Consider the following 23,298-nt stretch of genomic DNA (forward strand, 5'->3'; position numbering starts at 1 on the left):
CGACAGCGAAAGAGGGGAACAAGATGTTAAATATAGCTTTTATCGCACATGATCGAAAAAAAGAAGAGATCGTTAATTTTGTTATTGCTTATGAGAAAGTTTTTGTTCCGCATAAGCTTTATTCGACGGGCACTACAGGTACACGTATTATGGAGCAAACGGAATTGTCTATTCATCGTTTCATGTCTGGTCCGCTAGGCGGGGATCAACAGATCGGTGCTTTAGTGGCACAAAATGAAATGGACCTTATCATATTTTTGCGTGATCCATTGATGGCGCAGCCTCATGAGCCGGACATCATCGCTTTGCTTCGCTTGTGCGATGTGCAAGGTATTCCTGTTGCAACGAATGTTGCTACAGCTGAGCTGCTTGTTAAAGCATTGGAGCGCGGCGATTTTGCATGGCGCGAGCTTGTACATAAATACAAGCCGGGTATCGCAGAATGATCGAGGCACTCGATATTCTTGTTTTTGGCGCACATGCAGATGATGCTGAAATCGGAATGGGCGGTACAATTGCCAAGCATGTACAAGCAGGTCTTCGTGTTGGTGTCTGTGACCTTACCGAAGCAGAAATGTCTTCTAACGGCACGGTTGAACTGCGGAAGCAGGAGGCTGCTCAAGCTTCGAAAGTGCTCGGATTAACCGCTCGCTCTAATCTTGGACTTCCTGATCGCGGATTAACGCCTTCAAAGGATCAGTTGGAACTTATTGTTGCGGAAATTCGAAAGTTTAGACCTCGAGTGGTTTTCGCTCCGTATTGGGTGGATCGTCATCCCGATCATGTGGCGAGCAGTCGACTTATTGAGGAAGCGGTTTTTAATGCGAAATTAAGAAGATATATGCCGGAGCTGCCCCCTGTGCAGGTAGAACAGCTCATCTATTATTATATAAATGATGTGGATCAAGTATCGCTGATCGTGGATATCAGCGACTATCAGCAGACAAAACGTGATGCATTGATGGCTTATAGCTCTCAATTTACCGCCACTGCTGGAGACGCTGATCGCGTTGCTACACCGCTTACTAGCGGTTATGTAGAGCGGGTGGAAGCGCGTGATGCGCTGCTTGGACAAGCAAGCGGGTTTGCGTATGCTGAAGGCTTTGCGATCAAGCGACCGCATGCCGTACAATTATTTTAAAGAACCGTACAGCTGCCCACTCTTGTTGAATACATTAGAATAACGTGACGAACACAGGAGGTGCGACCAGAGTGGCGAGAAAATTAAAGATCGGGATAACTTGTTATCCTACCTTGGGTGGATCGGGTGTCGTTGCTACCGAGCTAGGTAAACTGCTTGCTGAACGCGGGCATGAAATTCATTTTATAACACATAGCATTCCTTTCCGATTAGGACAATTTCATAAAAATATTTTTTATCATGAAGTCGAAGTAAATGATTATTATGTATTCCGCTACCCCCCTTATGATTTAGCATTAGCAAGCAAAATGGCGCAGGTAGCGAAGATGCAACAGCTTGACTTGCTTCATGTTCACTATGCGGTTCCACATGCTGTGTGTGCGTATATTGCGAAACAGATGAATGGGGACGGACTTAAGACTGTCACAACACTGCATGGTACAGATATAACAGTACTGGCACAGGACGAATCTTTGAAGGATCTAATTCGATTGGCTATTCATCAGAGCGATGCTGTGACAGCCGTTTCGAATGATCTGATTAATGAGACAAGACAACTGCTCGATATTACGACTCCTATTGATTTAACTTATAACTTTGTAGATAAACGGGTTTACTATCCGCGGGATATCTCTACATTGCGTGCGGATTACGCAGAGCCGCACGAGAAGATATTGATGCATATATCCAACTTCCGTCCCGTTAAGCGAGTTGGCGACGTGGTTGAAATATTTGCAAAGGTGTCAGAGAAGGTTTCATCCAAGCTTCTTTTAGTTGGAGAAGGACCAGAGCTTTCCAAAATTCAGTGCAGGATTCGTCAGCTTGGTCTGGAGGATCGCGTTCTGTTCTTAGGGAAGCAAGATGATGTAGCACAGGTCATTTCATTGGCTGATTTATTGCTTCTCCCATCTGAGAAGGAAAGCTTCGGATTGGTGGCGCTTGAAGCGATGGCTTGCGGCGTACCTACGGTTGGATCGAATGCAGGGGGAATTCCTGAGCTTATCACACATGGGGAAACCGGCTATTTAGCGTCGATTGGCGATGTAGAGAAAATGTCTGAATATGCCGAGAAGCTTCTTACGAATAGTAAGCTGCATGCTCAGTTTAAAGAGGCTTGCTTATTTAGAGCTAGAAATGAATTCTGTAATGATGTAATCACAACAGAGTATGAACAAATCTATTATCGGGTGCTTGGTATTGAAGCAGATTTGCCAGTAGCCGTTTGCAGTGATAATTAAGCAAGAAATAGGCTGCGGGAGAAGGTGCCTGAAATGAAGCTCACTTTATCGGAACCCATTATCAAGGCACTGCCTATCATTAGAAGGCTTCGAGAGCATCATTTCGAAGCCTTCTTTGTGGGGGGCGCTGTACGAGACCTAGTCCTTCATTTACCTATTAAGGATGTCGATATGGCTACCTCAGCTCGTCCCGAGCAGGTGCTGGATTTGTTTCAGCATTGCATACCTACTGGGCTGCAGCATGGGACAATTACGGTTGTTCAGGATCGCATTGCCTATGAAGTGACCACCTTTAGGGAAGAATCGGTTTATGAGAATCATCGCAAACCAGACAGCGTGCTTTATATTACGGAGCTGGAAGGCGATTTGCTGCGAAGAGATTTTACGATGAATGCAATGGCGCTAGCTGAGGATGGCGAGCTGCTTGACCCCTTTGGCGGTCTTCTCGATTTAGAGAAATGCACCCTTCGTTGTGTTGGAGATGCTGATTCACGCTTTCAGGAGGATGCACTGCGCATGCTGAGAGCTGTCCGTTTTATTGCGTTATACAAGCTAAGGCCAGCGCTTGCAACGTGGAAAGCATTGATTCGTCATCGTGAATTATTGAAATTTATCGCGATGGAACGCGTACAGAATGAGCTGGATAAAATGCTGGCGGGAGATTCTCCGCAAAGAGCGCTGCACTTTATTGGTGCAAGCGGACTATTATTTTATTTGAAGGAGCCGTTCCCTAAGGAAGTTGAGCCGTATCTAATGGGCATCCAGCGGACATCTGCTGTGGTGCAGCGTTTTACCAAATTGGACGAGCTGCATAGTTTGGATCTTCGGTGGGCTGCAATAGGTATAGGTCTCAATCTATCGAATGATGCTGTCAAACAAATATTGGCGGCACTCCGTTTCTCGAAAAATCGTATGAAAACCATTACTCAAGTTTCAGCCATACATCATGTAATTAGCCCCCTTCTAGAACAGGTTGATAAACAAGATAATCAATCCCTCCATAGGAATTGGATCTCGTTAATTATTCAATATGGAGAAGAATCAGCAAAGGAATGGCTGATGGTTATGCATGCCATTGGAAACCACCCTCAGAACGCTCAGAACGAGTCTCTAGCGCAATTGGAGGATTGGTTGAGCAATGTGAAGGTATCGACATTAAAGAGGCTTCAAATAAGCGGCAGCGATTTGACGAGTCATTTGAAGCGGCAAGGAGGCTCCTGGGTCAGCCAATGCTTGAATCATTTATTGCAAATGGCAGCATGCGGTGAGCTCGATAATGAACGAACAGCATTGCTGAAGCAAGCATCAATTTGGGATAGTGAGGTACAAACAAATGGAAAATGAACCATTGCTGCGATTGCTTGAAGCCAGCCCGGGTCAATATGTTTCCGGTGAGAGCATGAGCAATGAGCTGGGCGTGAGCAGAACCGCGATTTGGAAAAAAATTCGCAAGCTTGAAGAAGCGGGTTATCGCTTTGAAGCTTCAAGGCGGCTCGGCTATCGCTTGCTCAGTGTACCGGACAAGCTCTCAATAGATGAGCTGAAGCAGCATTTAAAATCCCGTACATTCGGAGAGAGCATTCATTTATTTGACTCCGTCGAATCGACACAAAATTTAGCGAGGGCAGCTGCAGAAAAAGGAGCTGCTGAGGGAACGTTATTTATTGCGGAGCAGCAAGTTAGCGGAAGAGGACGTATGGGGCGTCTTTGGGTGTCGCCGCGAGGCAAAGGGATTTGGATGAGCATGGTACTGCGTCCGACGGTACCGATTCATTTTGCTCCGCAGCTAACGTTATTGACCGCTGTAGCGCTTTGCAGAAGCTTGAAAAAGTTGACTGCTTTGCCAATCGGAATCAAGTGGCCTAATGATTTATTAATTGATGGCAAGAAAATTAGCGGCATACTTCTGGAATCGGCAGCTGAGGAAGAACGATTGCGTTATGTCATTGCTGGAATTGGCATTAGTGTAAATTTGGAGACCGAAGATTACGCGGTAGAGTTATTGGAAAAAGCTACCTCACTTGCAATTGCAAGCGGGCAAAAATGGGATCGTGTCGCGGTTATAGCCGAGTTTCTCAAAGAGTGGGAACAGCTGTATAACCTTTATCAGGAGCAGGGATTCAGTTCCATTATTATCCTCTGGGAGGCATTGTCGGTTTCACTCGGCAAAAAAGTTCGACTCATTACGCCACAAGGCGATATAGTCGGTGTGCCGATTGGACTTGATGAAAGCGGAGCAATTCGAATTAAACAAGAGGACGGCACAGAGAAATCAGTATTTTCAGCAGAAATGGGCGAACCGCTCTAGTCATTCAGATTTCATTTACGGAATTCAAAAAATTTGTTAAACTAGTTCTATCAGGCGGTATTCACGTGAAGCTGCACTGATGGTGAGAAAAGCTTATACAAATATTTGGGAATGCACACTCTGCTCTGAGCCGAAGGGACCGAGACAGAAGGAAGCACAACAAGCAATCGTTTCCTTTTCAGTTTAGGCACCTTTTTAGCAACGGCTAAAAGGTTTTTTTGTGTTTATCCTAACATTAAACGGGGGATGAAGCTGATGAGGAAACGTCTGACAATTACGAATATGAAAAAGATGAAGCAAGAACGCAATGCGATTTCCGTATTGACAGCTTATGACTACCCTTCGGCAAAGCTTGCTGAAGAAGCTGGAATTGATGTCATACTTGTTGGAGATTCGCTAGGAAATGTCGTGCTTGGTTACGATACGACTATTCCAGTTACAATCGAAGATATTGTTTATCATACACGAGCGGTAGCTAGAGGAGCTCAGCAAACCTTCATCGTCGCTGATATGCCATTCATGACTTATGGCATTGGGCGCGAGTCTACGCTGCGTAATGCAGCTCGGATCATGCAGGAGGGCGGGGCACAGGCGGTTAAGCTAGAGGGCGGTGCAGATATGGCCCCCGACGTTGCAGCGCTTGTTAAGGCAGGCATACCAGTAATGGGGCATATTGGCCTTACTCCACAATCGGTTCACCAGCTTGGCGGTTATAAGGTACAAGGTAAGCTGGACGAGGAAGCGGAACGGCTTATCCAAGATGCGAAAGCAATAGAGGAAGCAGGCGCCTTCAGTATCGTTATAGAGCTGGTGACAGAGTCACTGGCAACCCTAATCAGTGAGCAGTTGTCCATTCCAGTCATCGGTATTGGTGCTGGACGCGGATGTGATGGTCAAGTTTTGGTTTATCATGATATTTTGCAATACTCCTCTCCTTATTTTGAGAAGAAGTTTGTCAAAACCTATGCAGACATCGGTACGACCATTCGTGATGCTATTCATGCCTACGTTGCCGATGTGAAGACAGGCGCTTTCCCGGAAGAGAAGCATGTTTTCTCAGCTAATCCTGGGGTCATTGGAAGCCTTTATGGTGGAAAGCCTGCAGGAGAAAAGGAACAGGATGCGAAAGCGGATAAAGCAGCTAAGAAAGGGGTCAACCTTTCATGATTATTTGTCGGACTAAGCATGAGCTTAAACAGCAACTAGCCCAGCTTCGTGAAAATGGAAAAATGGTTGGCTTCGTTCCAACCATGGGGTTTTTACATGAGGGACACGCTAGCTTGATGCGGCAAGCAAGAACGGAAAATGAAATAACCGTACTTAGTATCTTTGTGAATCCGCTACAATTCGGTCCAAATGAGGATTTAGATAACTATCCAAGAGACGAGAAGCGTGACTTGGAAATAGCAGAACATAATGGCATTGATCTTGTATTCATGCCATCGGTACAGGAAATGTATCCTACAAAACCTTTGACAACGGTTATTGTGAATCAAATAACAACGAGGCTTTGCGGTGCTTCGCGTCCTGGTCATTTCGATGGCGTTGGTGTTGTAGTGGGTAAGCTGTTTCACTTGGTACAACCCAATCGAGCATACTTTGGAATGAAGGACGCACAGCAGGTTGCTGTTATTAAACAGATGGTAAATGATCTTGATTTTCCGATAGAAATTATGGCTTGTCCAATCGTCAGAGAACCGGACGGACTTGCTCTTAGCTCACGCAATGTCTATTTGACAGCAGAACAGCGCAGTCAAGCTGTCATTTTGTCTAAGACAGTGAAGCGGGCAGAAGAGTGGATGAAGGAACCGAACATGACTGTTGGTCATTTAATCAGCAATGTGAAGAAGCAGTTGACGGAAGGAAGCAATGGCGTTGTTGATTACGCTGAATTGCTATTTTATCCAAGTCTTCAGGAGCCTGAAGTTGATGCTACATTTGCTTCACTAAACGAACCTTTGATTTTAGCTTTAGCAGTGAAATTTGGTACGACAAGACTTATAGATAATGGTTTATTGAATTCAACGGAGGTGAATGAACATGTTCAGAACGATGATGAAATCCAAGCTGCACAGAGCAACCGTAACGGAAGCGAACTTGAACTATGTAGGTAGTATCACCATTGATGAAAATTTGATGGACGAAGCTAATATCTGGGAAAATGAAAAGGTTCAAATCGTAAATAATAATAACGGCGCACGCTTTGAGACCTATGTCATTAAAGGCGAGCGGGGTTCAGGTGTTATTTGTCTAAATGGCGCAGCAGCAAGACAAGTTCAACCGGGTGATCAGGTTATTATTATTTCTTACGCAACTATGTCAGAAGAAGAAGCAAGAAATCATAAACCAGTTATAACTATTCTAAATGAAAACAATCGTCCACTTCAGATGCTAAATGAAGAAATTCATTCAACAATTCTGTAAAGGATGAACCATAGCTTATCCCTGCATTATGTAACGGCTGGTATCCCGTATGAAAAGCAGCGTTAAAACAAAAAATGATCATAACACTCCTTAATTCTTTGGCGAAGGCGGGATGCGGTATGTTTCAGCATATGTTTTCTTCGATGAACGACATGCTTGATCAGATTATTGAACAGTACGACAATGCAGGTGATCTAGAAAGAAAACAGTACGAGCTTCAAATGAATGAGCTTAAGAAAGTGAGTGACACCTTTATTGAGCAATGGCTTCAGTTCGAGGAGAAGTTTGCTGATTTCAAGGATCAGCAAATTATTGTTGCTCCGAATACGGCGAATCCATTGGATAACAAAGTTGCTCCATCTGCTTCATCAACCGCTAATCCGGTTACTGCAGCAACATGCAATATCTCAGATTTGGAAATTCCAGATGAACTGGCATCAATCATTTCCAAGGGACAAGGCTATTATAAGTTATTTATGTTTTCACAAGCTGCAGATCAATTTCAAATCGTGATTGATCAAGCTCCGGAATGTAATTTAGCCAGGTTGTTTCTGGGTATGACTCACATGCATCTTCAAAATTGGAACGAGGCTCAGCGACATTTTCAATTGCTTATTGCCTTGACGGACTTTCCTAAATGGCTCGCAATGGGCTATAATGCGCTAGGGTGCATTCAAGCGGTGCATACGAATTTAGCGCAAGCGGAACTGCTGTTTATTAAGGCGCATGAAGTATGTCCAAGCTTTAAAGATCCCGTTAACAATTTGAAATCATGTCAAGAAACGCCAAAGCAATTATCATTATATTTCGGAAGCACGGAGCTGTGCTGTTTGTGAGAGGATCGGGGAATGAATGAAATTTGCAGTATTGGATTTAGAAACGACGGGACATGGTACGGAGGATGAGATCATACAGGTTGGACTAGTAGTTGTTTCGGATGAGCTTGAAATCATCGACACGTACAGCTCCTTTGTTCGACCTAACATCCCAATACCGACGTTCATTACGCAATTAACAGGAATTGACGAATCGGTAGTTGCGGATGCTCCAACGCTTAACGAGGTACTGATTGATGTTCTTACCCGGTTAGACGGCGCTGTCTTAGTCGCGCATAACGTTGGATTCGATTCCGGCTTTCTTAATCAGGCTCTTCGAAGCTGCGGATATCGCAACTTTGGAGGTCGCAAGTTAGATACGATTGAATTATTAAGAGTATTATACCCAACTATAAATACGTATCAGCTTGGCGCTGTTTCAGAGCTATTTGGTATTACGCATGATCAGCATCATCGAGCGGACAGCGATGCAATGGCTACCGCTTTAATATTAATCGATTCACTCAAAAAACTACGGAAGTTGCCGCTGCTCACTTTGCAGCGGCTATCCTCGCTTGTTGACGATGACAGCGATTTTAGCTGGTTAATTAAGCAAACACAGCAAGAGATGGAAATACGTACTGTATTTGAATCCAATGAGTATGATTATTTCAATCAATTTGCTTTGAAGGTTAGAGAATGGTCCGATGAGCAGCTGCCTCGTCAAGAGAGCGGTGACAGCGAACCTTTAAGAGATGTATCATTTGAAAATTATTTGGCCGATGTGAAGCAAAGATTCCAGCAAAAGTTTGATCAATATGAAGAACGAGAAGCGCAGGTAACCATGTTCCAAGAGGTATACAGCGCGCTGGATAATAATCAGCATCTTCTTATTGAAGCGGGCACTGGAACGGGCAAATCACTTGGCTATCTTATACCCGCCCTCTATTACGGTGTACGTAATGGAAAAAAAGTCGTTGTTAGCACACATACAATAAACTTACAGGAACAGCTGCGACAACGAGATCTCCCATTGCTGGAGGAAGTATTGCCATTTCCATTCCGCGCTTCGATCTTCAAAGGACGCGGCAATTATTTGTGTTTGCGTAAATTTGAAGGAAAAGTGAATACAAAGGATTTGGTGTCTCCAATTGAAGATACGGTTACTGCTGCACAAATGGTCGTATGGCTTGGCGAGACAGAGACTGGCGATCAAGAAGAACTGAATTTTGGCAATAAAGGGGCAGATTTTTGGTCTACTGTAGCTAGTGACACTGACTCTTGTTTAAATCGTGCTTGTCCATGGTTCAAACGGTGTTTTTATCATAGAGCGAAGCATGAGGCGAATATTGCTGATGTTACCATTACGAACCATTCCATGCTCTTTACCGATATTCAAGCGGATCATCGATTGCTGCCGGCTTATACTCACCTCATAATAGATGAAGCACATCATGTTGAAGAGGTTGCGGGTAAGCATCTAGGCATGCAAATCAATTATTTCTCATTAACACATGTCGTACAGCGTCTATTTAAAGATAATCGTTCAGGTTTGCTTCCTGCGCTTCGTCAAAAGCTATTGTTCGAGGATGATGCACACCAAGCATCTTGGCTAGAAACAATTGACACGGTTATTCCAATCTTTCATGAAGTTAAGGAGCATTGGGATAAGCTGTTTGAAATGTTCTACAGCTTCACCACGACCTCATCAGATGCTCCAACGGATAATGGTCAAACGGTCTGTCGATTGAAGAAAAATGAGCTTCCAGGTACATGGGAAGATGCCGTTACAGTGGAAGGTAATGTACATACAGAGCTTAATCGAGTAGTCAGAACGGTAGAAAAAATGATTACCGATATCAAGGAACGCGTGGATGACTCTGGTGCTGTGCAAGCTATTATTACCGATCTAAATGGAGCAATTCGTGATCTTTCGCGCGTGAAGGATGAAATGAGAACCTTTATTAAACTTGATCTGAATGACTCTGTTTTCTGGATTGAAGCCAGCAGCGTATACCGTTATCGTTCTGTTCAACTCTATGGTGTACCTGTAGATGTAAGCACACAGCTGCAGAAATACTTCTTTGATGTAAAAGAAAGTATTGTTCTCACTTCGGCTACTCTTTCTGTTCAAAAGTCATTCCAATACGCTGAAGAGCAGCTTGGTCTAACTGGCTATGAGGCACAGGGTAGATTGAAAGCCGTTCAATTGCCTTCACCTTTTAATTATCGGGATCAAGCTCTTGTTGTCATTCCGCGTAATTTCCCTGTGTTAAAAGGCGCTGGAGTAGATGCTGACTATTTAGAAATGCTCGTTAAGTCGCTTGGTGATGCCGCTAAGGAGACAAACGGCAGAATGCTCGTATTGTTTACTTCCTATCGGATGCTTAAACAGGTGTATGAGCCGCTCAAAGAAATGCTCAGTGTCTCAGGCATACAAGTTCTTGGCCAAGGGATCGACAGCGGTAATCGCACAAAGCTGACTAGACGCTTTAGGCAGACGCCAGAATCTGTTTTACTGGGAACAAGCAGCTTCTGGGAGGGAGTAGATATTCCAGGGGAAGCGCTCATTTGTCTAGCCATTGTACGCTTGCCCTTCCAACCGCCCAATCATCCATTAGCTGAGGCAAAGGCAGAAATGCTTCAGCGACAAAAGCAGAATCCATTTATGAAGCTATCTATTCCACAAGCCGTTATCCGCTTCAAGCAAGGCTTTGGAAGGCTGGTTCGAACCACACAGGACAAAGGAATCGTCATCATTTATGACACTAGAGTCATCGATACTTTTTATGGCAAGCATTTTCTGTACTCTCTGCCTGGTCCTAAGATTGAAACCATGCATACCGACCAAATGATTGTAAGAATGCGAGAATGGTTGTCTGAAACAAATGTAAAGCAAGTTGATGCTCTCATTGATGAGGGTTCATCGAGTGCACCAAGTTCTGAGGAGAAAGAGGAGAAGCGATGAAGCAAACGAAAATTTCGGAAGCTGTCGTTAGGCGGCTCCCTATCTATCTGCAGGTATTGAACGAGATGCATGCACGTGAAGTTCAAACGGTATCTTCACAAGAGTTAGGTGTTAAACTTGATTTGAATCCTGCTCAAATTCGCAAGGACTTAGCTTATTTTGGCGAGTTTGGGCGTAAGGGAATTGGTTATGATGTTATCTACTTGATTGAGAAAATCCGTCAGATTTTGAAGGTGGATCAGACGATCAAGGTTGCGCTGGTTGGTGCAGGTAATCTAGGGCATGCTCTCTGCAACTATAATAAATACTCCAAGGATAATATGCAGATTACGGCAGTATTTGATGTGCACCCGAGTAAAATCGGATCAAGCATTAATAACTTAAACGTTCTGCCAATGAGCGAGCTCGCAAGTACAGTGGCTGAGCAAAAAATTAGAATTGGTATCATTACAGTGCCGGCATTCGAGGCGCAAAATGTGGCTAATCAGTTTGTTGAAGCGGGAATAGAAGGTATTTTGAACTTTGCGCCTGCCATTCTGAGAGTGCCGGATGAGATTAGAATTCACAATGCTGATTTCACCAAAGAGCTGCTAAGTTTGGCCTATTATTTAGTGAGAGAAGGAGAAACGCAGGATGAGTCAGATTTGGATTGAAAATGGTTTGTTTATTACGATGGATGAAGCAAATCCATCTTTCAGAGGACATATGGTCGTAACAGATGACCGAATTACTTATCTTGGCGTTGACGCACCAGCGCAGCTATCAGAAGGCGTTCAAAAAATGGATGGCAGCAAGCTGGCATTCATGCCAGGGCTTATTAATACACACGGCCATGCAGCGATGAGCTTGCTTCGCGGTTATTCTGACGACCAAAACCTTCAAGTTTGGCTAGAGCAAAAAATGTGGCCAATGGAAGGCAAATATGTCGATCAGGATACGCGTGCTGGAAGTGCTCTTGCGATCGTGGAAATGCTTCGTTCGGGTACGACTGCTTTTGTAGATATGTATGATCGTATGGATCAAGTGGCGCAAATGGTAGAGCAAGGCGGCATTAGAGGTGTTTTGACTCGCGGTGTAATCGGTCTATGTCCAGCGGATATTCAAGAGGCAAAGCTTACGGAAGCCATTGCTTTTGCTCGTGACTGGAACGGAAAAGCGGATGGACGTATTACGACGATGATTTCACCACATGCGCCTTATACTTGTCCTCCTGAATACATTGAACGCTTTGTTCAGGCTGCACATGATTATAATCTTCCGCTTCACACACATATGTCAGAAACGATTGCCGAAGTGGAGCAGAATGTTCGCGACTATGGTGTTCGTCCTGTTGAGCACTTGGATCGTCTTGGCTTCTTCTCGCGTCCATCATTAGTTGCTCACGCTGTTCATTTGACAGATGGTGAAATTGAACTTCTTGCTGCAAAAGGCGTTAACGTCTCTCATAACCCAGTGAGCAATCTAAAGCTTGCGAGCGGTGTTGCGCGCGTTCCAGATATGCTTCGCGCTGGCATTAATGTTGCACTTGGTACAGATAGCGCAGCTAGCAATAATAATTTGGATCTATTCCAAGAAATCAATTATGCGGCTCTCCTGCACAAAGGAATTTCTGGTGACCCTACTGTTATCCCTGCTATGGAAGCTTTGAAAATGGGAACCGTATATGGAGCCAAAGCCATTTGGCAGCAAGATGAGCTTGGCAGCCTAAAAGAAGGCAAAAAAGCAGATTTTATTGCGATTAACATTGATCAACCGCATTTCTACCCACAAACGGATATCGTATCTCATCTCGTATATTCTGGTTCTGGCCGGGATGTTCAGCATGTATGGGTTGATGGGCGCCAAGTAGTGAAGAATGGGGCATGTACCCTGCTTGATGAAGAGAAAATTCGTTACGAGGCGCAAGCAAGCTTCGATCGCTTGCTCAAAGCTTAATGCGTAACTCTACGAAGAGACGTCGGCCAATCATGACGTTGCAGAGATGGATTTTTGTCATTACTGCTTGCATCTTGGTATTGATTACTTCGTTCAGCTTTTACTATCGTGAGATTCAAAAAACGACTTGGGCTTCAACAAATGATGCGGAAGCTAAGGCAGTTGAAGCAGCAAATTTAAAAAGTGTAGAGACGATCTACACACATATCTGGGATAAGAAAAGCTGGATCGTAGAAGGCAATGATCAAGAAGACAATAAAGTTTTTGTATGGATAACGGAAGATAAAGAGCCCGAAACGATTCTGGCATCTGACGGAAAATCCAAACAAGAAATAAAGGAAGCATTCAACTCCTCCAAAGGAGATGCATCCATCAAAAGAATTCAGCCAGGCCTGCTGGACGGTCAGCGGGTATGGGAAGTTTTTTATAGTATCGGTAATAATCCGGAGCTTTATTATTATGATTTTTATACTTTTGACAGTGGCAGCTTGGTTAATAGCTATCGACTGCCAGCCAAAACGGAGCCGTAAGGCTCCGTTTCCTATTTTTACACAAGAAATCTCGCAGATATGTGTGATATACTACGGTATAGCAAATGTGATATACTAATTTACACAAATAACATATATATCTGTGGGAGGCATCTGACTAATGAAGAAATTACGTGTAATTCCTATTATAGTAGTTGCTAGCATTAGTGCTATTGTGCTGTTTGGCGGATGGACAATATATAATCAAGTGGCTATTGCTGCTCCTTTGAAGCAGGCTTTTAATCAAATAGATGGTGTCGTCTCCTCGACAAAGCCCGTGATAAACGGCAATGAGGTCGCGATTGAAGTTGTATTGGCTCCTGATGCAAATGTGAGGGAGATTTATGAAGCGATTAAGGCGAGCGACAAAAGTGTATTTGCAGATCGAAAATTAAAGCTCGATATTAAGTCAGAAACAAGCAAGCAGTTGGATGACTTATGGTATGCATCTTTATTTAAAGTTGCAGAGGCAATGGAAACCAAAGCTTATTCCGATATACCTTCAGCAATGAATGATGTTGCCAAACTACACAAAGAAGTAAGCATCTCAACCGAGATGGATGATACGAATGTATATATAACGATTAAAAATAAAGAAGCAGTTAAATATGTAGTATTGCCGCGGACACCAGGAAAATTGGAGGCATGGTAATATGCGCAAATACTTGCCGGAAATTGCGATTGGAACCATTCCTGTTCTTTTGGCTTTTTTAATTTATATTGGAAAAAATGTGACACCAGTTATTCTCATCGCTGCATTAGTCGGTACACTTCTCTATGCAGCACGAAGCAGAGGGAAGCTAACCGCTCTGCCAAGGCAGCAAAGGCGTTCTAATGGCAAATCGGTATCCTTTACCTTTGAACAAATCGGAGGGCAGGACCGAGCAAAACAGGAGCTTGTAGAGGCATTGGATTTTCTAGTGCACCAAGAGCGAATTGCTAAGCTGGGCATTCGTCCGCTTAAAGGAATTTTGCTGTCAGGTCCTCCAGGCACAGGCAAGACATTACTGGCTAAGGCTGCTGCCCAATATACAGATTCTATTTATTTAGCAGCTTCAGGCAGTGAATTTGTTGAAATGTATGTTGGTGTAGGTGCAGGCCGTGTTCGTGAGTTGTTTAAAGAAGCACGTACGAAAGCGACAAAGGCTGGAAAAAGCAGTGCTGTTATTTTCATAGATGAGATTGATGTGATTGGTGGAAAGCGTGATGGCGGTCAACAACGAGAATATGATCAAACGCTTAATCAGCTATTAACAGAAATGGATGGCATTCACGGAAATGAATCACCGCGTATTTTATTGATAGCCGCGACAAATCGCAAAGAAATGCTGGATGGCGCACTTCTGCGTCCAGGACGTTTTGATCGTCAAATAGAGGTTGATTTGCCTGATAAGAAAGGCAGATTGCATATTTTGAACATACACGCAACCAATAAGCCAATTGCGAAGGATGTCAATTTGGATCGTATTGCAACGGAATCTTTCGGCTTCTCAGGTGCGCAGTTGGAGAGTGTAATGAATGAAGCAGCTATTTATGCGCTTCGTGATGAGAGTGATGCGGTTACCGAGCGGCATATGACGATGGCTATTGATAAGGTTATGATGGGTGAAAAGACGGATCGGGAATCCACGAAGGAAGAACGAGAGCGGGTGGCGCTTCATGAGCTTGGACATGCCATTATGGCCGAGCTTGTGCGTCCTGGAAGCGTATCGATGGTTGCCTTGTCTCCGCGCGGTAAAGCGCTCGGTTATGTTCGTCATAATCCGCAAGCGGATCAATATTTATATACAAAGTCTTTTTTGGATGAGCAAATTATGATCGCATTGGGCGGAGCTGCTGCAGAGGAAATGTTTTATGGCGGCAGAAGCACGGGCTCCCGAGGAGATTTTGAACAATCCATAAATATTGTCAAAACGCTGGTAGAATCTGGGTTAACTGAGCTCGGAATTATTGACTCCTCCATGATGACAAAGGAAGCGTGGGCGCAAATAAACCGAACAATTCTCGATGAGCTCATGGTTCAAACTAAAGCGATGTTAGAGCAAAAGCGTATGGTTTTCACGGAATCTCTGGAGACTTTATTGGTTGAAGAGACGCTAAGCGGCGATCAGTTTAGAAAATTATTAACGAAGTATACAGCAGCGTAAATATTACAATTAGAAGGCGGACCTTGGGTCTGTCTTCTATTTTTTTTGAAATTAGTTATAATAGAAATGAAAGGCTTCTCTAGTTATTATTTCTCAATAGGTTATAAGGGGTTAACACCACACCAAAGGAGACATCAGCATTGAATATAAAAACAGTTGGAGTAGTTGGAGCAGGAACAATGGGGCAGGGTATCGCCGAGATGCTGGCTTCAAAAGGTTTAGAGGTTATTATGATCGAGTGTTCCCAGGAGCGGCTTGATTACGCTATTGATATGATTGAAACCAGTCTGGACAAGCAGATCGAGAAATGGGCGCTTACGAAAGCGGAGAAGAAGCTTGTTCTGACGAGAATTGAGCCTACTCTTAGCTATGAGAAGCTTGCAGATTGTGAGCTTGTTATTGAATCCATTACGGAGGATTTGGAGAGTAAAAAGACTGTTTTCGAAATGATTGATCGTATTTGCGGACCAGAAGTTATTTTGGCAAGCAACACATCCACACTAAGTTTGACTGAGCTGGCAAGTGTTACGCAGCGTCCCGAACGAGTGATTGGGATGCATTTCATATATCCAGTATTCAAGATTGATCTTGTTGAAATTGTCCGCGGCCTGAAAACATCAGAGGATACCTTTATAAGCACGAAAAATTTCGTTGAAGATACGATACAAAAGAAAGGGGTAATGGTTTTTGAATCCCCTGGCTTCGTAACTTCACGCCTCATTTGCTTGTTTATTAATGAAGCGCTGCATGTTCTTGAAGAAGGCGTTGCATCTGCAGAAGATATCGATAACGCAATGCGAATCGGTTATTCATTCCAGCATGGTCCATTTGAAATGTGCGACCGCTTCGGCCTAGATTCCGTACTTGCTGCGTTAGAGCGCATGTTCCGTGAATATGGAGAGCTGAAGTACCGTCCATCTATCGTCCTCAAAAAAATGGTGCGAGCGGGACATCTTGGTGTGAAAACGGGCATCGGCTTCTTTAAATACGATAAGGATGGAGATCGAGTCTAATGAAAGTACTTGTCATTAATGCGGGAAGTTCTTCTTTAAAATACCAACTCTATAATATGTTGAATGAGTCGGTGCTTGCAAGCGGTTACGTGGAAAGAATAGGAATGGATGCATCCATTATTACTCACAAGCCTGTAAATAATACTGAAGTTCGAGAAGTAAGTGACATTTTAGATCATGTGACAGCCGTTAAACGTGTTTGTGACATGTTGATTCATCCAGAATTTGGAGCATTGGGAAAAATGGAAGAGATCGATGCCGTCGGGCATCGAGTGGTACATGGCGGCGAGGTGTTCAGCAGCTCGGTTCTTGTAACAAAAGATGTAAAAGATGAAATTCGGAGACTATTTGACCTAGCTCCCTTGCATAATCCCGCTCATATGATGGGGATTACAGCCGTCGAAGCGAATTTGCCGCATGTGCCGCAAGTTGTTGTGTTTGACACTGCTTTTCACCAAACAATGCCTAATACATCTTATTTGTATCCGATTCCAACGGTCTTATATCGCCGTCATAAAGTACGCAGATACGGTTTTCATGGAACATCTCATTCTTATGTAAGTCAGCAAGCTGCAGAATTTTTGAGAAAACCGCTCGAATCGCTTAAAATGATCACTTGTCATATCGGAAACGGAGCGAGTCTGGCAGCTATTAAAGATGCCAAATCACTGGATACGAGTATGGGAATGACACCGCTTGAGGGTCTCATGATGGGGACGAGAAGCGGTGATTTGGATCCAGCTATCGTACCTTATGTTATGAACAAAGAAGAATTGACTTTGAATGAAGTTAATTCTATGCTTAACAAACATAGCGGCATGTTGGCTGTATCAGGACTCAGCAGTGATATGCGCGAGGTAACAGAAGCGATGAGTGATGGAGACAAGAACGCTAAGCTAGCATTTGACATGTATACGTATCGCATGAGAAAGTACATTGGTGCTTATGCTGCGGCAATGAACGGATTGGATACACTTGTGTTCACAGCTGGCGTAGGCGAGAATTCGGTCATTTTCCGCAAGGCGGTATGCGAAGGCATCTCATTCCTTGGCATCGAGCTGGATGAGACTCGAAATGCGGAGCGGAGCAAGGAAGCGCGGGTCATATCTACGGATGCTTCCCGCATTAAAGTGCTTGTCGTTCCAACGAATGAAGAGCTTCTAATCGCAAGAGATACGTATAGGCTAGCAAAGCATGCTGAAGTGCAATAACGATTAATATAGGAGGCAGCAGGCATTGAACAACGAGATTTGGAAGGCGTATTCGCACGGGATGGCAGCTGCGCTGCAGGAAGGCGGTGTGCATGTGTCGGCTATGCTGCTGCGCACATACCGCCAGCTTGATTTGTCGGATACGGAAGCGATGCTGCTGCTGCAGATCATGGTATATATGGAAGCGGATTTGAATGATTTTCCGACACCAGAGGAGCTTGCTGATCGGATGGGACTTTCCGTTCGAGTCGTAGGACAAACACTCGGTCGATTAATGAAGGATGATTTCCTGACAATTGATGAGTATGTGGACAGCGGAACGGGCATGCAGTCAGAACGTTATAATTGGAGCGGCTGGCTGCTGAAGGCAGCACAATTAACAGCCGAGCAAAAGCGCGAGCTGAAGAAGGCTGAAAGACAGCCGCAGAAGCCTCATGCTGCTTCTACATCAGACCTGTTTAGTGTGTTCGAGCAGGAGCTTGGACGGTTGTTATCGCCTATGGAATGTGAGACAATCTCTGGCTGGCTTGATGAAGACCGCTATACGGATGAGATCATACGGTTTGCACTCAAAGAAGCGGTGTTCGCAGGCAAGCTAAGTCTGAGGTACATTGACCGAATATTGATTGAATGGAGCCGCAATCGTGTAACGAATGCAGATGAAGCCCGAGCTCATTCGCAAAAGTTCCGAGGAGGAAGAAGCTAAGCCGATAGGCTTAGCTTTTTTGTTGTCTTCTGTAAATTAACTTTTAAAAACGCGAACAATTTATAGAGCCATATGTTAAAAATATTTCAACGATTCTGTGATTGGGAAAGATATGCTTATTCTCTTCATATACCTAAGTGATGCGTATAGGAGAGGATGAAACGGTATGGGATACTTTGTTACGGTTGAGCCGGGTGTTAATGTATTTATTGAGGATATAAATCCAGAGGGAAATAAAACCATTCTATTTATTCATGGATGGCCATTAAGTCATAAGCAGTTTGAATATCAGTTTGATGTGCTCCCAGCTATGGGATTTCGATGCATTGGCATGGATTGGAGGGGCTTCGGGAATTCTGATAAACCATTCGACGGCTACAATTATGACAGATTGGCAGATGATGTTCGTGCGGTAGTTGATGCGCTGAAATTAGAGAACTTCGCGATAGCGGCTCACTCAACTGGGGGAGCGATTGCCATTCGATATATGGCTAGATATGATGAATACGGCGTTTCTAAGCTCATTCTCATAGATGCTGCATCTCCAATTGGGATGACTAAAGAAACGGCTGCAGGTCTCCTTGCTGAAAATGCGAATGATCGGCCTAAAATGCTGCAAGGGATTACGGATCTTTTTTTCTTCCAGTATATTACCGAACGATTCTCAGATTGGTTTTTTCAAATGTGTATAGAGGCAGCAGGATGGTCGACAGCTGCCATAATAAAAATGCTTAGAGATGAGAATGTATATAATGATTTGCCGAAGATTTTCGTTCCTACTTTAATAGTACATGGCATCCACGATAAGATCGTTCCTTTTGCAAGAGGTCAGGAAACAAATAAGCTAATCAAAAATTCACAGCTTGTACCTTTTCAATTTAGCGGCCATGGTGCATTCTGGGAAGAACGTGACCGATTCAATCAATTATTGGTACAATTTATAGGATAATTTTTTCCGCAGTGGATAAAGTCATTCGAATACAGGCAAGGTAGAGATAGGATGCTTGTTGACATGAAAAAGCATGTATACAATTATAAAAAAGAACACTTTAAAGGGATTAAGTGTGAAGTGTGAAGAGCTTTTGGAGGATGAATACGATGCGATCAGCATTTTTGTTGCAACATAGCTATAATTGGAAGCATCAGGGCGAGATTATCGAAGAAACCAAAATAATTGGAATTTTCTCATCACGTCAAAAGGCAGAGCAGATAATTGAAAAACTTAAGCGGCTGCCCGGATTCAAAGAACATCCAATCGATTGCTTTTATTTAGATGAATATACGCTTGATCAAGAACATTGGAAGGAAGGATTTATATAGGGAATAAGAGTGAAAAAGAGCAATCCCAAACGGACTACCGTTTTGGATTGCTCTTTTTTTGTTAAGTAATGAGTAGGAATTAATGCTTGCCGCTTTTTAGAAGCTCAAGCTTGTATACGTATTCGAAAATAAATTCGAATGCTTCAAGATGGCGTTTCGCTTCAAATGCGTTAGCGCCCCAAGCGTAAATACCGTGCTTGCGAAGCAAAATACCTGGGATGTTTGGAATGATGCGATCTGTAATCTCAGGCACGATAGAAGGGATATGAGCAAAGTTTGAGACGATAGGAATTTCGATTTGTGCTTCTTCGTCCCAAATGTTAAAGCCCTTGATCAACTCAACGCCCTCAACGGGCACTGATCTGCGATCCCAGAAGTATTCAGAAATGACACTGTTATAGACAGAATGAATATGGAAGATGGCTCCAGCGCCAGTTAGCTTGTATATTTCACAGTGAATCAGCGTTTCAGCAGACGGTTTAAGACGAGTTGTCTCACATGGTTTGCCTTCTTGATCGACGAACAAATAATCCTCTGGTGTATGAACGGTTTTGTCCTTGCCGCTGGCTGTAACCGCAAAATGGAATTCATCAGCCTTATAGTCACCAACTCTTACAGATAAGTTGCCGCTTGTGCCAGGGAACCAGCCGCGTGATGCAAATAATTCTTTTACGTCACGCAGTTCCGCTAACGCGCGTTGTTTGTCCTCTAGTGCGATTTGTTGAAAACTCATTTTGAAGTCGTCCTTTCGGCATTCATATAGTTAATGATATCATGGAAGGTTTCATATTCATGATGCGGGAGCCCAAGCTCCTTGCATTTTACCGTTAAGTGAGAACGGGAGAATACGACATCCGCAAGCTTGGCGCCTTCAAAATCAGTGACGCTGTCACCAATAATGATGCGTTCGTATTCATCAGCAGGGAAACAACGCATGATCGTTGTCTTACACATGCCGCAATCATTCGTACAATGCTCATCGCATGGATTCGGCCATAAAATTTCAACGCGTTCACCGCTAAAATCACTGCTGTTGCAATAGATTTGTTCAGCAGGAATATCAAATGCTTTCAAGATAGGATGAACAAAAAAATCAATGCCGCCGCTCGTTACTAACAGCTGAATTTCCTCTTCTTTGCAATAAGCAAGAAAGTCGGAAAATCCATCACGGATACGAGCATTTGAAATTCCGAATTCAACAATTTCCTTATGAAGAGATGCAGGGAGGAGACGGAATAATTGTGTAACTCCATCCTTAATTGTGATTTCTTGCGAAATCGTTCTTTCTGCAATTTTCTCCCAGCCATCTGGATTAAAATGTTTGATAATCGCAATAATATTGTCATTCACCGTAATCGTTCCGTCAAAATCACAAAACACGATGCGTTTCTTAGCTGTATGGTTGTCTGTCATTATTCTTTGATCCCCCATGCGTTAATCGCAGCTTGCAGCGGTTCATTACCCGCTTGTGCGGCTGCATCTCGCAGTGAAACACCGCTCAACGTAGCTGCAATAGCCTGGCGGAATGCTTGTCCGCCTGCTGCAGTACCCATGGGATGACCATGTATGCCCCCGCCTGCGTTTACAACAACGTCTGTGCCGAAGTCCTTCAAAATTAGCGGAACTAGACCTGGATGAATACCGGCTGAAGGGACTGGGAAGCTAGTCCGCAAACCATGCAGCGGAGCAAGTAAAGCATCTTTAACTGCTAAATTTTCTTCTTTTGGCATAACAACAGAACCGTATGGCGATGGGAAAAGCACAAGATCAGCTCCAGCAAGACGCATGAGCTTGCCCAAAAGAAGGGATGCTGAGATGCCATAATGAGGCGATGGATACATCGCTCCAGCCATAGCTGGATGTGCTGCTATCGGAACATTTATGGATTTGTCGCTGCTTAGTTCATGTAAAACATCATAGCCATAAGCAAGCACATTGAACAACAATGCATTAGCGCCGGCATTAATTGCTTTTCGAGCATTAGCAGCAAGCTGAGATGTTGGCCCCGTTAAATTAACAGCGTAAAGCAGCTTTTGACCTGTTTCTGCTTCAGCGCGGCGTGCTGCATCCATACATGCCTCCACACGCTTCTCCAGCGGTGTAAGCGGATTTTCAAACAAAATTTCGTCATCCTTGATTAGATCTACACCGCCCAAAGCTTGCTTGTAGAACTGATCCTGCAGATTAGCAAGATCGTAACCAACTACGGATTTGAAAATACTCATGAGCAATGGACGATCATGTACACCTAAGAGATCGCGAACGCCGTTTAGCCCGAATTTTGGACCAGGGAATGCGGAAGCGAATGTCTCTGATACATCAAGATCAAGTAGCTTGATCTTGCCATCCATGGAGAGCTTGCCGAATACGGTAACGAGCAAAGCCGGCAGATCACGGCTGAAGTTAATATCCGGGTAAGCAATTTGAATATCGGCATAACGTTCGCCTGGAGCAGCATTTTCCGGCTCATGAACTTGGATTGATAATACTTTACCTAGATGCTTCTCCATATCAGCCTTCTGGGCTTCAGGAAGCTCTGTCCAGCTGCCTACCGTTAAACCAACGGCGATTGAGAGTGCCTTTTTGTTGAAATCAGCATTATCATCATAGGAACGGTAAGTTGCAATACACATGCCGATCATTCGTTTATGCTCCTTTCAATAGCAGCACCCAGCTCACCAGCACGCTCGGCTGACCGATTGACCGCTTTAATGATTGTTTCAGAGAAACCATTTTGTTGCATCATTTCAATTGCTGCTTGAGTTGTTCCGTTTGGCGAGGTGACCTTTCGTCTAAGCTCCGCAGGCTCTTCACCTGTTGCTCGTACCATTTCTGCAGCGCCAAGAACAGTTTGAACGACAAGCTCTTTTGCTTCATCAGATGCTAATCCAAGCCCCTTGGCTGCTTCGATCATAGATTCCATGAAATAATATACGTAAGCAGGACCGCTGCCGGAAACTCCAGTTATCGCCTGCTGAAGAGACTCATCGACGACTGCGTTAATACCTACGGATTTGAAAATCGCTTCTGTAAGCAGCTTTTGCTGTGAGGTTACATTCTCGGAATAGCTTATGCCGGTTACCCCAAGACCAATGGTTGATGAAGTATTTGGCATTGATCGTACGATTGGAAACGAGCCACCCAGCAGCTGTTCAATCGCGTTGATTGACAAGCCGGCGATGAATGAAATAATGAGTTGATTGGAATGGATAAAAGGCTTGATGGCAGCAATAGCTTCAGCTGCATCTTTGGGTTTCATAGCTAGGAAGATGATGTCGGAATGACGTAAATATTCTTCTTTGCTAGTGCCTTGAATTACGGTTTGAACGCCATAAGCTTTATGCAGCTCGTTAAGACGTTCCTCGTTTTGACGATTTAGCATAGATATGCGGCTGGCATCGACCAGTTTCTCATTAATTAATCCTTTTGCAACTGCCTCGGCCATTGAGCCAGCACCGTAGAAGCAAAGTTGAAGGGATTGGATACCGTTTTGCGTTACTAGGGACATTGTTGTATTCCTCCATTTTATAGGATTGATTGTC

The 23,298-nt window shown here is 43.9% G+C and carries 24 protein-coding genes; 20 read left to right on the forward strand and 4 right to left on the reverse strand.

Annotation, left to right across the window (positions count from 1 at the left end; all coding sequences use genetic code 11):
• The first annotated feature begins 23 nt into the window (after positions 1 to 23).
• The 20 genes from AC0YOD_RS08275 (at position 24) to AC0YOD_RS08370 (ending at position 19,756) form a co-directional block, all read left to right on the forward strand.
• Positions 24 to 446, forward strand: a complete 423-nt coding sequence (locus tag AC0YOD_RS08275; RefSeq protein WP_475798798.1) for a methylglyoxal synthase — start codon at positions 24 to 26, stop codon at positions 444 to 446.
• Positions 443 to 1,141: a bacillithiol biosynthesis deacetylase BshB1 gene (bshB1, locus tag AC0YOD_RS08280; protein WP_475798799.1), complete on the forward strand. Its 699-nt coding sequence runs from the start codon at positions 443 to 445 to the stop codon at positions 1,139 to 1,141. Before AC0YOD_RS08275 ends, bshB1 begins: the two co-directional genes overlap by 4 nt.
• Positions 1,142 to 1,212: 71 nt before the next feature.
• Positions 1,213 to 2,379, forward strand: coding sequence for an N-acetyl-alpha-D-glucosaminyl L-malate synthase BshA (gene bshA / locus AC0YOD_RS08285; RefSeq protein WP_475798800.1), 1,167 nt, complete (start codon positions 1,213 to 1,215; stop codon positions 2,377 to 2,379).
• A gap of 33 nt (positions 2,380 to 2,412) precedes the next feature.
• Entirely contained in the window at positions 2,413 to 3,723 is a 1,311-nt protein-coding gene (locus tag AC0YOD_RS08290; RefSeq protein ID WP_475798801.1) for a CCA tRNA nucleotidyltransferase, read from the forward strand.
• Positions 3,713 to 4,687: a biotin--[acetyl-CoA-carboxylase] ligase gene (locus AC0YOD_RS08295; protein WP_475798802.1), complete on the forward strand. Its 975-nt coding sequence runs from the start codon at positions 3,713 to 3,715 to the stop codon at positions 4,685 to 4,687. Before AC0YOD_RS08290 ends, AC0YOD_RS08295 begins: the two co-directional genes overlap by 11 nt.
• A 255-nt stretch (positions 4,688 to 4,942) precedes the next feature.
• Positions 4,943 to 5,854, forward strand: a complete 912-nt coding sequence (panB, locus tag AC0YOD_RS08300; RefSeq protein WP_475798803.1) for a 3-methyl-2-oxobutanoate hydroxymethyltransferase — start codon at positions 4,943 to 4,945, stop codon at positions 5,852 to 5,854.
• Positions 5,851 to 6,801, forward strand: coding sequence for a pantoate--beta-alanine ligase (gene panC, locus AC0YOD_RS08305; RefSeq protein WP_475798804.1), 951 nt, complete (start codon positions 5,851 to 5,853; stop codon positions 6,799 to 6,801). Before panB ends, panC begins: the two co-directional genes overlap by 4 nt.
• Positions 6,728 to 7,111: an aspartate 1-decarboxylase gene (gene panD, locus AC0YOD_RS08310; protein ID WP_475798805.1), complete on the forward strand. Its 384-nt coding sequence runs from the start codon at positions 6,728 to 6,730 to the stop codon at positions 7,109 to 7,111. Before panC ends, panD begins: the two co-directional genes overlap by 74 nt.
• A 119-nt stretch (positions 7,112 to 7,230) precedes the next feature.
• Positions 7,231 to 7,947, forward strand: a complete 717-nt coding sequence (locus AC0YOD_RS08315; RefSeq protein WP_475798806.1) for a hypothetical protein — start codon at positions 7,231 to 7,233, stop codon at positions 7,945 to 7,947.
• A gap of 16 nt (positions 7,948 to 7,963) precedes the next feature.
• Positions 7,964 to 10,894, forward strand: a complete 2,931-nt coding sequence (gene dinG, locus AC0YOD_RS08320; RefSeq protein ID WP_475798807.1) for an ATP-dependent DNA helicase DinG — start codon at positions 7,964 to 7,966, stop codon at positions 10,892 to 10,894.
• Complete coding sequence (locus AC0YOD_RS08325) at positions 10,891 to 11,547, forward strand: redox-sensing transcriptional repressor Rex (RefSeq protein ID WP_475798808.1); 657 nt, start codon at positions 10,891 to 10,893, stop codon at positions 11,545 to 11,547. The genes dinG and AC0YOD_RS08325 overlap by 4 nt, the downstream gene beginning before the upstream one ends.
• Positions 11,528 to 12,829 carry an amidohydrolase gene (locus AC0YOD_RS08330; protein WP_475798809.1) on the forward strand — a complete coding sequence of 434 codons (1,302 nt, stop codon included), beginning with the start codon at positions 11,528 to 11,530 and terminating at the stop codon, positions 12,827 to 12,829. The genes AC0YOD_RS08325 and AC0YOD_RS08330 overlap by 20 nt, the downstream gene beginning before the upstream one ends.
• Positions 12,829 to 13,359, forward strand: a complete 531-nt coding sequence (locus AC0YOD_RS08335; protein ID WP_475798810.1) for a cell wall elongation regulator TseB-like domain-containing protein — start codon at positions 12,829 to 12,831, stop codon at positions 13,357 to 13,359. The genes AC0YOD_RS08330 and AC0YOD_RS08335 overlap by 1 nt, the downstream gene beginning before the upstream one ends.
• Before the next feature lie 121 nt (positions 13,360 to 13,480).
• Positions 13,481 to 14,011, forward strand: a complete 531-nt coding sequence (locus AC0YOD_RS08340) for a hypothetical protein (RefSeq protein WP_475798811.1) — start codon at positions 13,481 to 13,483, stop codon at positions 14,009 to 14,011.
• Between the two features lies 1 nt (position 14,012).
• Positions 14,013 to 15,506, forward strand: coding sequence for an AAA family ATPase (locus AC0YOD_RS08345; RefSeq protein ID WP_475798812.1), 1,494 nt, complete (start codon positions 14,013 to 14,015; stop codon positions 15,504 to 15,506).
• Between the two features lie 140 nt (positions 15,507 to 15,646).
• Entirely contained in the window at positions 15,647 to 16,519 is an 873-nt protein-coding gene (locus tag AC0YOD_RS08350) for a 3-hydroxyacyl-CoA dehydrogenase family protein (RefSeq protein WP_475798813.1), read from the forward strand.
• Positions 16,519 to 17,730, forward strand: coding sequence for an acetate kinase (locus tag AC0YOD_RS08355; protein WP_475798814.1), 1,212 nt, complete (start codon positions 16,519 to 16,521; stop codon positions 17,728 to 17,730). Before AC0YOD_RS08350 ends, AC0YOD_RS08355 begins: the two co-directional genes overlap by 1 nt.
• A gap of 25 nt (positions 17,731 to 17,755) precedes the next feature.
• Complete coding sequence (locus AC0YOD_RS08360; protein WP_475798815.1) at positions 17,756 to 18,436, forward strand: DnaD domain protein; 681 nt, start codon at positions 17,756 to 17,758, stop codon at positions 18,434 to 18,436.
• A 166-nt stretch (positions 18,437 to 18,602) separates the two neighbouring features.
• Positions 18,603 to 19,385: an alpha/beta fold hydrolase gene (locus AC0YOD_RS08365; protein WP_475798816.1), complete on the forward strand. Its 783-nt coding sequence runs from the start codon at positions 18,603 to 18,605 to the stop codon at positions 19,383 to 19,385.
• 149 nt (positions 19,386 to 19,534) lie between these two features.
• On the forward strand, positions 19,535 to 19,756 hold the full coding sequence (locus AC0YOD_RS08370; RefSeq protein WP_475798817.1) for a DUF7336 domain-containing protein: 222 nt from the start codon (positions 19,535 to 19,537) through the stop codon (positions 19,754 to 19,756).
• 79 nt (positions 19,757 to 19,835) lie between these two features.
• Here the strand turns inward: AC0YOD_RS08370 and mtnB are convergent, their stop codons facing one another.
• The 4 genes from mtnB to proC are packed head-to-tail and all read right to left on the reverse strand — an operon-like array spanning position 19,836 to position 23,264.
• Positions 19,836 to 20,489 (reverse strand): methylthioribulose 1-phosphate dehydratase, encoded by a 654-nt coding sequence (mtnB, locus tag AC0YOD_RS08375; protein WP_475798818.1) that lies wholly within the window; start codon positions 20,487 to 20,489, stop codon positions 19,836 to 19,838.
• A complete protein-coding gene (locus AC0YOD_RS08380; RefSeq protein ID WP_475798819.1) occupies positions 20,486 to 21,169 on the reverse strand; it encodes a 2-hydroxy-3-keto-5-methylthiopentenyl-1-phosphate phosphatase in 684 nt (227 codons plus the stop codon). The genes mtnB and AC0YOD_RS08380 overlap by 4 nt, the downstream gene beginning before the upstream one ends.
• Positions 21,169 to 22,398: a 2,3-diketo-5-methylthiopentyl-1-phosphate enolase gene (locus AC0YOD_RS08385; protein ID WP_475798820.1), complete on the reverse strand. Its 1,230-nt coding sequence runs from the start codon at positions 22,396 to 22,398 to the stop codon at positions 21,169 to 21,171. The genes AC0YOD_RS08380 and AC0YOD_RS08385 overlap by 1 nt, the downstream gene beginning before the upstream one ends.
• Positions 22,395 to 23,264 carry a pyrroline-5-carboxylate reductase gene (proC, locus tag AC0YOD_RS08390; RefSeq protein WP_475798821.1) on the reverse strand — a complete coding sequence of 290 codons (870 nt, stop codon included), beginning with the start codon at positions 23,262 to 23,264 and terminating at the stop codon, positions 22,395 to 22,397. The genes AC0YOD_RS08385 and proC overlap by 4 nt, the downstream gene beginning before the upstream one ends.
• Between the last annotated feature and the right edge of the window lie 34 nt (positions 23,265 to 23,298).

This window comes from Paenibacillus sp. J31P13 (assembly GCF_056269295.1).